The following is a 12,233-nucleotide window of genomic DNA, read 5'->3' as shown; positions in this document are numbered from 1 at the left end:
ATGGGCTATTGTATGGGCATGCGCCTGAGCACGCGCATGTGCAATTGCAAGTGCAGGAGCAACAGCAAGAGCAAGAGCTTTCACTCCCCTTCGGGGAGCGAGTTACTTTTCTTTGCTTGTGCAAAGAAAAGATAACCAAAAGAAGAGCTCCTCAACAGCCGAATGGCTGGTCAAGCACACCCTGCCTACGCGCCCACGCCGCTACGCGACGCGGGTTCACTCCGCCAGCGGGATTTTTCGACACGACATCCCTGTCGTGGCGAAAAACGACGTGCATCCATGCACGTCGCCCTTCGGGTTCTTCCCACTGGCTCCGTCGCTGCGGAAGGGGCCCGGTGAGTCAACGTCAAAGGCCGAAGCAACGGCAACAGCAACAGCAACAGCAAAAGCCACCCCTCCCCGGCCCTCCCCTTGCCTGCGGCAAAGGGAGGGAGCACAGCTGCACTTGGCAAAGGATGGGAGCGGAGCTGCGCCACTTCGTAGACAAAACAAAAGCGGCGTTGCTGCGCCCCATCGACCTGGACTCCAGTCGACAGAACACCGCAACGCCGCTCGGCTTTTCAGCCTGTGAAAGCCCTTACTCGGACTTCCACCACATCATGAAGGCATCCCACAGACGCTTGAAGAAACCACCCTCTTCCACCGCCTGCACGGCCACCAACGGCGCCTCGGCAACCACCTTGCCATCCAGCGACACCTTGACCGTACCAATCTGCTGACCTGCAGTGATCGGCGCCACCAACTCCTTCGGCACGTCCATCGACGGCTTCAGATCGTTGTAACGGCCGCGCGGCACGCTCACCAACATCGGCTGCGCCACACCCAACTGCACCTCATCGGCCGCACCCTTCCACACATGCTGCGTGGTCACTGCCTTGCCCGGCTCATACATGCGATGGGTTTCGAAGAAACGGAAACCCCAGTTCAACAATGCCAGGCTGTCGTCAGCACGCTGCTTCTCCGATGCACCACCCATCAACACCGCCACCAGACGCTGGTCACCGCGCTGCGCCGAGCTCAGCAGGCAGTAACCGGCAGCCGAGGTGTGCCCGGTCTTGATGCCGTCCACGCTCTGGTCACGCCACAACAGCAGGTTGCGGTTCGGCTGGGTGATCTTGCCTACCGTGAATTCCTTGATCTTGTTGTACGCATAGGTCTCCGGGTAGTCGCGCACGAAGGCGCGGCCCAGCAAGGCCAGGTCGTAGGCGCTGGACTGGTGGCCCTCGGCGTTCAAACCGTGTGCGTTGACGAAATGCGAGTCCTTCATGCCGATCTTGGCCGCGTAGCTGTTCATCAGCGCCGCGAAGGCTTCCTGGCTGCCAGCCGCATGCTCGGCCAGGGCGATTGCCGCATCGTTGCCGGACTGAATCGCCATGCCCTTTTCCATGTCTTCCAGACGCGCGGTCTGGTTGACCGGGAAGCCGCTATAGCTGCCATCGGTGCCTGCGCCGCCTTCGCGCCAGGCGCGCTCGCTCATCATCACCTGGTCGTCCGGCTTGATCTTGCCGGTCTTCATTTCCGCAGCCAACACGTAGGACGTCATCACCTTGGTGATGCTGGCCGGCGGCAGCGGCGAATGGATGTTCTCACCTGCCAGCACCTGGCCGGTGGCGTAATCCATCAGCACCCATGCCGTGGCCGTGGTCGGGACCGGTGCCGGCGGCGTAGCCACCTGTGCCGGAGCGGCAGCTGCGGCCGGCGCGGGGGTCGGCGTCGGGGTGGGGGTCTGAGCGGAGGCCAGACCCACGACGAGCGTGGTGGCCAGTGCAGCGGCGGCAAAACGGAATTTCATCGGAAAACGGTTCCTGATGGACGAGGAAGAAAATTCGGGGAGTCATTGTAGGGCGACGCCAGCCAGCTGGCGGCACCCCGGTATGGCTGGGGTTAATCGCGAACCACTTGCGGCAGGCCAAATCCAAGACCGGCAATGCGCCCGGCAAGTTCCGTGGCACTGCTGCTGTCGCTGGCCGGCACACGCAGGCGCCACAGGGTACGGCCACCACTGACGATGTCACTGAGGCTGGCCCCGACGATACCGGCAGACGACAGCTGGCCCAAGGCCCGCGCGGCGTTGTCACGATTGGAGAAACTGGCCACCTGCAGCAGGATCGCACCCAGTGCGCGGGAAGCGGGGTCAGGCTGTGCTGCTGGCACGGCTTTGGAAACCGGTGCTGACGCGCCCGCAACGCCCGGCGGCGGGGTGAACTGCAGCAGTTCCGACGATGCGGGCAGCGCCTGAACGCTGACCGGCGCAGACGCAGTGCTGGCAGCGCTGGTAGTGGCCGGACGACCGGTCGCGACACGCACGCCGTTGTCCTTCATCCAGGCCTCGAAGTGATCGGCATTGCCGGCAACCGGACGTGCCGGTGCGGTCGGCAGCTTCTCGACCAGCTGGTCCATGCGGCTGGGGCTGGCCGCGGCGGGCCGCGTTGCCGGTACAGCCGCGGCAAGCGTCGCAGGCGCCCGTTCACGACGGGCGCGACGGCTGTCGCCGGAGGCCTGCAGGTTCTCGCTGCCGGGGGTCAGGCCATGCACTTCAACCCGGCCGGTGCCGCGCTGGGTGATGCCCAGCCGCACTGCAGCGGCGTAGCTGAGATCGATGACGCGGCCTTCATGGAAGGGACCGCGGTCATTGACGCGCACGATCACCGACTCGCCATTGTCCAGGTTGGTCACCCGCGCGAAGCTCGGCAGCGGCAAGGTCTTGTGCGCGGCGGTGAAGGCGTACATGTCGTACACCTCACGGTTGGAGGTCAGTCGCCCGTGGAATTTCTGCCCGTAGTACGAGGCAGTGCCCTGCTCCACGTAGTTATCGACCCGGTCCATGATCTGGTACTGCTTGCCCAGCACCGTATACGGCGATCTATTGCCGACCGCCGAGCGCGCCTCGTTGGTCACCAACGGCTCGGGAATGCAGTTCACGTTGGGCACATAGCTCGGCGTGGTGTCGCTTACACCGGGCTTGTACAGACCGCCAGCGGTGTAATTACCGCGGGTGGACAGGTCTTCCTGCGCCTTGGCATACGGCGAGCCTTCAGGGCACTCACCTCGTGCGCTGCCACGCCCGTGCACCACCGTCGCCGGACGCGATGCCGAACTGGCACCCGCAGTACCAGATGCCGACTTCTTGGGGGCGCTGCTGCAGGCGGCCAGCCCGAGCACGATCAACGCAGGGACCAGCCACTTGATGTTCATGCCGGGGGAAGCTCCTTGCCGGCGATGGCCTGGGACAGCTGGAACACGGCCATCGCGTACATTTTGGAGATGTTGTAACGGGTGATTGCGTAGTAGTTCTGGAAGCCCAGCCAGTACTGCTTGCCGTCACTGCCTTCCAGGGTCACCGGGGTAGCCTTGGCATTGACCGCACGCACCGGCGTGACCGGTTGGTAGCCACGCGCGGCCAACTCGGTGACGGTGTAGGTCGGGGTCCAATCAGTGGGATTGAACTCCTCGAAACCAGCCTGCAGCGTGGCCGGCACCGCAACAGTGCCACCGCGGATCCAGCCACCCTTCTTGACGAAGTAATTGGCAATGGACGAGAACACATCGTCGTAGCTGTTGAACAGGTCACGGCGGCCGTCGCCATTGCCGTCCACGGCAAAGTCCAGGTAGCTGGATGGCATGAACTGGCCCATGCCCATCGCCCCGGCGTAACTGCCCTTGAGCGTGGTGATGTCGAGCTTTTCCAGCGCACTCAGCTCGAACAGCTTGGCCAGCTCATCACGGAAGAATAGTTCGCGGCGCACTTCGCGCTCGAGCTTGGCCGGGTCGCCGCTGCGCGGGTATTTGAAGGCCAGCGTGTACAGCGCGTCGAGCACGCGGTGATTGCCGGCATTGCGGCCGTAGCTGGTTTCCACACCGATGATGGAGACGATCACTTCGGCCGGCACGCCGGTGCGTTCCTGCACCCGCATCAGTTCATCGCGGTGCTGCGCCAGGAAGGCACGGCCACCGTCGATACGCGCCTGGGTGATGAACATCGGCCGGTATTCGTTCCACGGCTTGACCCGCTCGGCCGGACGCGACATCGCGGCGATGATCGGCTCGCGGATCTGCGCCTGGGCGAGCGTAGCTTCGATATAGGCCGGATCGATGCGGTACCTGGCCGCCGTATCGCGCACGAAATTGGCACGGGCGATTTCGAACGGCACCGGCGTCAGATCGACCGGCGGCAACGCGGCCTTGGCCTCGGGTACGGCTTCGGCCGGGCCAGTGCTCGGCTTGACCGGAGTTTCCGCCGGGGCCGGCAGGGGTGTAGGAGACTTCGGCTGGGTTGCGCAGGCAACCATGCCGAGGGTGAGGCAGCAAACCAGGGCGCGTCTAATCATCGGGCGAGATTAGCAGGTCAAAGATGAATTTCCCGCAATAACACCATGAAACACAACAAGATTGAAGCGAAAAATACGCTTCGCCCGCCAGCACCCCAGCCCCCTTTGATTCACGCCATCCGATGAATAGGCGGCGCGTTGCCGCCGGCTATCGGCCACCATCTGGTTCAGAACGGATCGTGACCATTGTTGGCCAAGCAAAAAAATTGAGCGCCGGCCATCTCCCCATCCCGCTGAGATGACCGACACTCGCGTCAGCCTCCGGGGGACCCGGGACGACGGCTCCCCCCGTCATCCCGCCAGATGCCAACCTGCCAGCTGCCCCATACGGCGAGCCGGCAGTCACAGCGCGGACAGCGCGCCGGTGACGGGGCGTAGTGTGAAGGTTTAGTAAAGCCAGGTGTTTGATCTGGATCAAAGCTCGCAATATTGACGCGGATAAACAGATGATCCGCGCAACAGCGTTGCGCTAGCCGCCGTGCACCGGCCGATGCGCACGCACCGCCATCACCAGCCCGAAGCCGGCCAACAACGACACCGCCGAGGTGCCGCCATAACTGATCAGCGGCATCGGCACGCCTACCACCGGCAACAATCCGGAAATCATGCCGCCGTTGACCAGGATGTAGACGAAGAACGCCAGACCGGTGGCACCTGCCAGCAGCCGCGAATAGGTATCGCGCGAGTCCACCGCGATCCACAGGCAACGACCGATCACGAACAGGTACAAGGCCAGCACGATCGCCACACCGATCCAGCCGTACTCCTCGCTGAGCACCGAGAACGCGAAGTCGGTGGTCTGCTCGGGAATGAAGTTCAGGTGCGACTGCGAACCCAGCCCCCAGCCCTTGCCGGTGAAGCCTCCGGAGCCAATCGCGATCTTGGACTGGATGATGTTCCAGCCCGCGCCCAGCGCATCACTCTCAGGATCGAGGAACATCATGATGCGGTCCTTCTGGTAGGGCCGCAGCAGCCAGAACCAGGCCACCGGCGCAGCCGCGGCAACACCGCCCACACCCACGCCTACCCACCACCACGGCAGGCCAGCCAGCAACAACACGAAGGCACCGCTGGCGGCGATCAGCACACCGGTGCCGAAGTCTGGCTGCAACATCACCAGCCCGGTCGGCACACCAATGATCAGCGCTGCCACCAGCACCACCGGAATACGCGGCGGCAAGGGCATGCGGTTGAGGTACCAGGCCACCATCATCGGCAGGCTGACTTTCAACAGCTCGGCCGGCTGCAGATAGAACAGGCCCAGGTTCAACCATTGCCGCCCGTACTTGCCGGTGCCCAGCACGAACACCGCCAGCAGCGGCAGCATCGACAAGGCATAGATCATCGGCGTCCAGGCGCGGATGCGCAGGATCGACACCCGCGAGATCGCCCACATCGCCACCAGGCCCACTGCGAAACGTGCGCCCTGCGCCATCACCAGGCCACTGCCACCGGCGCTGTCCAGCACCGACAAGCCAATGACCATCAAGGCGAGCAAGGCAAACAGCAGCGGCCAGTCCAGGCCACGGGTCAGGCGCTGACCCATCTCCAACGCCCAACGCAGGAAATCCCTCATCGGCGCACCTCCGCTGTCGTTGCCGCCGGCACCGCCGGACGCGCAACTGCCGGCGCAACGCCCGGCAGCGCTTCAGGTGCAGGCTGCGGCGGCGTGCCTGGCAGCGGTGCCGGAGCGCCGACCATGATCGGCAGATCGGCGAACTGCGGCGCAACCTGCTCACCGCGTGCGCGCCAACTGGCATCCTCGGTATCAAACGTCGTCACGCCCACCGCCACCGTGCCACGCTCGGCATCCAGCGGCTGCAGGCCTTCGGGCATCACCCCGAGCAACCAGGCATCAAACACCTTGCGCGCGATCGGTGCGGCGGCAGAACCACCGTAACCGCCGCCTTCCACCGCGATGGCAATAGCGATCACGGGTTCCTCGGCAGGCGCAAAACCAACGAACAGCGCGCGGTGGCGCAGGTGCATCGGCAGGCTGCGCGGATTCAACGCGGCCGTGCCCTTGCGACTGATGACCTGCGCGGTACCGGTCTTGCCCGCCATGCGGTATTGCGCACCGGCAGCGGAGCGCCAACCACTGCCGCCAGGCTGCATGGTGCCCATCATGCCCTCGCGCACTGCCTGCACGTTGGCCGGATTGGGGCTGATCGGCCTGCTTGCCTGCAGCTGCGTTGGCGCCCAGTCATGGTCGAAGCCGGCGCGCTGTTCCATCACCAGGTGCGGCGTGCGCAGCTGGCCGGTGGCCAGGCCACCAACACCGCGCACCAGCTGCAGCGGCGTTACTTTCCACAAGCCCTGGCCGATGCTGGCATTGACCGTGTCACCCGGGTACCAGCGCTCCTTGTTGGCTTTGAGCTTGGCTGCGGGTGACGGCAGAATGCCACCGATCTCGCCAGCCAGATCAATGCCGGTGGGCTGGCCAAAGCCGTAGCGGTTGCCCATGTAGTCGTCATAGCGCTCGATGCCCATGTCGATACCGAGCTGGTAGTAATAGGTATTGACCGACTGGGTGATCGATTTGCGCAGATCGGTCCAGCCATGGCCGCCACGGTTGGCGTCACCCCAGCCACGGCTGACGCCGGGCAGGTAGAACATGCCGCGCGACAGGATCTTGTCTTCGGGCCGGCGCAGGCCGCTGTCCAGGCCAGCCAGGCCAAGGAAGGGCTTCACCGTCGAACCCGGTGCCACGCCGCCCAGCACCAGCCGGTTGAACTGCGGTCGCGACGGGTTCTCGTTGAGTGCCTTGAAGTCGGCGTGGGAGATGCCGTTGACGAACAGATTGGGATCGAACGACGGCAGGCTGACCATGGCCAGGATCTCGCCGGTGCGCGGATCGATCGCCACTGCCGACCCCTCCTGCTCGCCGAACGCCGCCACCATGGCGCGTTGCAGGTCAGCGTCGATCGACAGCCGCAGATCGGTGCCCGACTGCGCCGGCACCCGCCCAACCGTGCGGATCGCACGCCCCTGCACATTGGTCTCGACCTGCTCGTAGCCGATCTTGCCGCGCAGCTGGGTTTCGTAGAAACGCTCCAGCCCGGACTTGCCGATGTGGGTCAGCGCCGCATTGCCCTCGCCCAGCTCTTCCAGATCCTTGTCATCGACCCGGCCGACGTAGCCGATGATGTGGCCGAACAGATCGCCATAGGGGTAACGCCGGGTCAGATAGGGCTCAAGCTCAACGCCCGGGTAACGCCAGCGGTCCACCGCGAAGCGTGCCATCTCGTCGTCGCTGACCCGCAGCTTCAACGTCACCGGCATGAAGCCACGGCGGGCCTTGCGCGATTGCTTGAAGCGCTCGATGTCTTCTTCGCTGAGCGAGAAGATCTTCTGCAAACCGGCCAGAGTGGCGTCCATGTCCGCGACCTTGTCGGCGGTCACGTCCAGGCGGAAGGCCGGCACGTTCTCGGCCAGCAGGCGGCCGTTGCGGTCGTAGATCAAGCCACGCCCCGGCACCACCGGCCGCGCCTTGATGCGGTTGGCCTCGGAACGGGTGGCGTAGATGTCGTGGTCCAGCACCTGCAGCTTGAAATACCAGCCGGCGAGGAAACCCAGGGTCAGCAGCACACCCAGGAAGCCGATCGCGGCACGCCGCCGGAACTGCTCGGCCTCTGCGTGCGTGTTCTTGTGCTGGCGGCGCGACGCCATCGTCAGCGCCCGCGCTTGCCCAGTCGTACCGCGTCCAGCAGCACATACAGCGGCAGCCACAAGGCCATACCCAGCAGCGGCGCCACCCAGTAGCTCCACGGCAGCAATGGCTCGCCAACCAGCAGGTGGATGGCGGCATCGATCACGCGGTCGTTGAACAGCAGCCCGCCCATCGCCAAGGCCTGCTGCGACAGCGGGAAGAAGCGGATGCGCGCACGGAAGCGCTGCAGGATGAAGGCCATCACCACCAGCCGCATCGCCTGCTCACCGAGAATGCCACCAAACATCACATCGGCCAGCAGGCCAATGCAGAACGCAAAGCCCAACCCAACCTTGTCCGGGGTTTCGATCACCCAGTAGGCAAGCACCAGCGCCAGCCAGTACGGGCGCGCCGGCAACAGCAGTTCGGGCAGCGGAATCAGCGCCAGCAGCAAGGCCAGTACGAAACTGACCGGCATCACCCAGCCTTTGGTGCGCAGACGACTCATGGGCGCACCTGCGGCGGGGTCGGGTTATCGGTGGTGACAGGCGTGGCCGGGCTGGTGGATTCGCGGGTTGGCGCTGTCGGTGGAGCCACGACCGGCGCCAGGCCTTCGGCAGCAGCGGGCTGTGTTGCAGCCGCAGCCGGCTGGCTGGCTGCAGCATCCGTGGATGGAACCAGCGCTGCACCCATGCGATTGGCCGGGGCCGCTGGCGGGCCGCCCGCTGCCACGCCATCCGGCACGGGGTCGATTACGCTGCTATCCGGCAACTGCGGCAGGGCCGGTACCGAGCGCAGCAACAACACGTTGCGGCCGCGGTCCAGCTTGGCCGCTGGTTCCAGCTCGCCAACCAGGAAGGCATGGGTATCGTCAGGGCGCAACTTCAGGATCTTGCCCACCGGGAAGCCGGCCGGGAAACGCCCGCCGAGGCCGGAAGTGACGATTTCATCGCCAACTTCCACGCCAGCGCTGAGCGGAATGTCACGCAGTTCCAGGCGGTCGCCACGGCCGTAGACAATCAGCCGCACGCCATTGCGCGCTACCGCCACCGGCACTGCATGGTCCGGATCGGTCAGCAGCAGCACGGTCGAATGCGCGGGCGTCACCGCGATCACCTGCCCCATCAGCCCACCGGCATCAATCACCGCCTGGCCGACATGCACGCCGGCACGACTGCCCGAATCCAGCACCAGCCGCTGTTTGACTGGGTCCAGGTCGATATCGAGGATGGGTGCCAACTGCACGTCCAGGCCGTTGCGCTCGGCCGCGTTAAGCAGCTCGCGCAGCTGCGCGTTGTCCAAGGCAGCCGTCTGCAGGCGGGTCAACCGCGCGTTGGCGATCAACAGCTGGTTGCGCAGCTCGCGGTTCTCGCTGACCAGCTGGGTGTGGCTGGCGGCGTTGTCCTTGACCGATGCCCCTACCCGGCCCGGCACACCGGCCAAGGCCCAGATCGGCTGCACCAGCACATTGGCCTGGGCGCGCAGGCGCGACATCCAGCCGCCCTGGTCGTCGAGCACGATCAAGGTGATGGCCAAGGCCAGATACGCCAGTAGACGCAGCGTGCTGGCGGCGTCTCCCTGACGGGAGGCTACGGGAGGACCGGCGTAAGGGGGCACGGCAGAAGACTGGGAAAGATGGATCGGGAATGAAGAACGGAAACGGCGTGGCTTGCGTCACGCCGAGTGGTCGGGGAAACGAGCGCTGGGCAGTGGATCAAGATGCAGGAAGCCCTGCCCCATTCCCGATTCCCCATTCTCCATTCCCTCCGACTTATTCCGGCGCGAAGAACTCGTTGCCGTGCATGTCCACCAGTTCCAGCGCACGACCGCCACCGCGGGCCACGCAGGTCAACGGGTCGTCCGCTACCTGCACATGCAGGCCGGTTTCCTCGGAGATCAGGCGGTCCAGGTCGCGCAGCAGGGCGCCACCACCGGTCAGCACGATGCCGCGCTCGGCGACGTCGGCACACAACTCCGGCGGGGTCTGTTCCAGGGCCAGCTTGACCGCCGAGACGATGCCCGACAGCGGCTCGTGCAGGGCTTCAAGCACCTCGTTGGAGCTGATCTTGATCATCTTCGGCACGCCCTCGGCGAGGTTACGGCCGGAGATTTCCATCTCGATCACTTCCGCCTGCGGGTAGGCGCAGCCCAGCTCCACCTTGATGCGCTCGGCAGTGGCTTCACCGATCAGCATGCCGTGGTTGCGGCGCACGTAATTGGTGATGGATTCGTCGAAACGGTCCCCGCCGATACGCACCGAGGCCGAATAGACAATGCCGTTCAGCGAGATGACCGCGACTTCGGTGGTGCCGCCGCCGATATCGATGACCATCGAACCGCGCGCCTCGGTGACCGGCATGCCGGCACCAATCGCGGCAGCCATCGGCTCTTCGATCAGGAACACATCACGCGCACCGGCCTCCTCGGCCGATTCCTTGATGGCGCGGCGCTCGACCTGGGTGGAGCCGGCCGGCACGCAGACCAGCACGCGCGGGCTGGGGCGCAGCACGCGCGACTTGTGCACCTTCTTGATGAAGTGCTTGAGCATTGCCTCGGTGTAGGTGAAGTCGGCGATGACGCCGTCCTTCATCGGGCGGATGGTGGTGATATGGCCCGGGGTACGGCCGAGCATCTGCTTGGCCTCGGCGCCGACGGCAGCCACCGAACGGGTGCCACCGATGGCACGGTCCTGGCGCACGGCCACGACCGACGGCTCGTTCAGCACGATCCCCTGGCCGCGCACATAGATAAGGGTGTTGGCCGTGCCCAGGTCAATGGACAGGTCATTGGAGAACATGCCGCGCAGCTTCTTGAACATCTGGGGAGTGATCCTGACGGGTGTCGTGCCCACGCCGGTTGGCGAAAAAATGGGCAGAAAATGAGGGGAGTTAGCCTATCAACCCACCCCCGCCCGAGCAAGGAAAATCCTAGTGAATTATGGGCTTTCAACCACTCCGGGCAGCTGCGGTACATCCTTGCTTGTGGCCGTGGGCCGCCGCAGCCGGTAACCTTACGCACTTTGGCGCGCAGTCGCGCCGGGTTGCCTGCGCGTGCGCGGTGGCCTTTTCCTTTTACGTATAGGCCTGTACGCAATGTCCGCTTTGATCTGTGGTTCCCTTGCCTTTGACACCATCATGGTGTTCCCGGACCAGTTCAAGAACCACATCCTGCCGGACAAGGTGCACATCCTGAATGTGTCGTTCCTGGTCCCGCGCATGCGCCGCGAGCTGGGTGGCTGCGCCGGCAACATCGCCTACAACCTGAAGCTGCTGGGCGGCAGCCCGATCCCGATGGGCACCGTGGGCCAGGACTTCGGCCCGTACCGTGAGCACTTCGAGCGCATGGGCATCGACCTGAGCCAGGTGCGGGTGCTGGAAGACATGTTCACCCCGCAGTGCTTCATCACCACCGACCACGACAACAACCAGATCACCGCCTTCCACCCGGGCGCGATGATGCGTTCGCATGAGAACCACGTGCGCGACGTGCCGGGCGTCACTTTCGGCATCGTGGCCCCGGACGGCCGCGAAGGCATGATCCAGAACGCGGCCGAGTTCGTGGAATGCGGCATTCCCTTCATCTTCGACCCGGGTCAGGCCCTGCCGCTGTTCAACGGCCCGGAGCTGCGCGAGTTCATCGAGCAGGCCGACTACGTGGTGGTCAACGACTACGAGTCCAACCTGCTGCAGGAACGCACCGGCTGGAACGAGAAGGACATCGTCGCCCGGACCAAGGCCTACATCACCACCCAGGGCCCGCGTGGCGCCATCATCCACACCCCGGAAAAGAGCTTCGACATCCCGCCGGCGCACGAGCGCCGCGTGGTCGACCCGACCGGTTGTGGCGACGCCTTCCGCGCCGGCCTGATCTACGGCATCGAGAAGGGCATGGATTGGCTGACCGTCGGCCGCATGAGCAACCTGATGGGCGCGCTCAAGGTTGAACACCCGGGCACGCAGAACCAGCGCTTCGACTTCGCCGAGTTCAACGACCAGTTCAAGCAGCAATTCGGCTACGGCCTCTAAGAAAAACGGCGCCTCGGCGCCGTTTTTTTTTAACGGTAGTGCCGAGCCATGCTCGGCAGGGGCTTTCCCGGAAATCCGCGGGCCGCATGACATTTGTGGGAGCGGCGTGAGCCGCGAAGCTCCCATGCTGTCAGCTTGCAGACCTCGCCCGCAACCAGACATTGCCGGCTTGGCCGGGGGAGCCCCCCACCCCACCACGCCACCCCCCCCCCCCCCCCCCCCCCAAGACCC

General features: G+C 64.9%; 9 protein-coding genes. 1 reads left to right on the top strand and 8 read right to left on the bottom strand.

Going from position 1 to position 12,233, the window contains the following annotated elements; translation table 11 throughout:
• Positions 1-577: 577 nt before the first annotated feature.
• The 8 genes from ACVOLV_RS20935 to ACVOLV_RS20900 all read right to left on the bottom strand — a co-directional run bounded on the left by ACVOLV_RS20935 (position 578) and on the right by ACVOLV_RS20900 (position 10,795).
• Positions 578-1,792, bottom strand: coding sequence for a D-alanyl-D-alanine carboxypeptidase family protein (locus tag ACVOLV_RS20935; RefSeq protein WP_481556043.1), 1,215 nt, complete (start codon positions 1,790-1,792; stop codon positions 578-580).
• Between the two features lie 92 nt (positions 1,793-1,884).
• Positions 1,885-2,826, bottom strand: a complete 942-nt coding sequence (locus tag ACVOLV_RS20930) for a septal ring lytic transglycosylase RlpA family protein (protein WP_481556044.1) — start codon at positions 2,824-2,826, stop codon at positions 1,885-1,887.
• Between the two features lie 365 nt (positions 2,827-3,191).
• Complete coding sequence (gene mltB, locus ACVOLV_RS20925) at positions 3,192-4,328, bottom strand: lytic murein transglycosylase B (protein ID WP_481556042.1); 1,137 nt, start codon at positions 4,326-4,328, stop codon at positions 3,192-3,194.
• A gap of 469 nt (positions 4,329-4,797) precedes the next feature.
• Positions 4,798-5,904, bottom strand: coding sequence for a rod shape-determining protein RodA (gene rodA / locus ACVOLV_RS20920; RefSeq protein WP_481556041.1), 1,107 nt, complete (start codon positions 5,902-5,904; stop codon positions 4,798-4,800).
• Positions 5,901-7,997 (bottom strand): penicillin-binding protein 2, encoded by a 2,097-nt coding sequence (gene mrdA / locus ACVOLV_RS20915; protein WP_481556040.1) that lies wholly within the window; start codon positions 7,995-7,997, stop codon positions 5,901-5,903. The genes rodA and mrdA overlap by 4 nt, the downstream gene beginning before the upstream one ends.
• 2 nt (positions 7,998-7,999) lie before the next feature.
• Positions 8,000-8,485 (bottom strand): rod shape-determining protein MreD, encoded by a 486-nt coding sequence (gene mreD / locus ACVOLV_RS20910; RefSeq protein WP_481556039.1) that lies wholly within the window; start codon positions 8,483-8,485, stop codon positions 8,000-8,002.
• Positions 8,482-9,594, bottom strand: a complete 1,113-nt coding sequence (gene mreC / locus ACVOLV_RS20905; RefSeq protein WP_481556038.1) for a rod shape-determining protein MreC — start codon at positions 9,592-9,594, stop codon at positions 8,482-8,484. Before mreC ends, mreD begins: the two co-directional genes overlap by 4 nt.
• Before the next feature lie 154 nt (positions 9,595-9,748).
• Positions 9,749-10,795 (bottom strand): rod shape-determining protein, encoded by a 1,047-nt coding sequence (locus ACVOLV_RS20900; RefSeq protein ID WP_005419402.1) that lies wholly within the window; start codon positions 10,793-10,795, stop codon positions 9,749-9,751.
• 274 nt (positions 10,796-11,069) lie between these two features.
• Between ACVOLV_RS20900 and ACVOLV_RS20895 the strand changes: the two genes are divergently transcribed.
• The gene (locus ACVOLV_RS20895) at positions 11,070-12,002 is read left to right on the top strand and encodes a carbohydrate kinase family protein (RefSeq protein WP_303747494.1); all 933 of its coding nucleotides are present in this window, start codon (positions 11,070-11,072) and stop codon (positions 12,000-12,002) included.
• Positions 12,003-12,233 lie beyond the last annotated feature (231 nt).

The organism is Stenotrophomonas sp. STEN023, from assembly GCF_056760135.1.
Note: the sequence above shows the minus strand (reverse complement) of the source record. Positions and strands in the feature narration are given on the sequence as shown.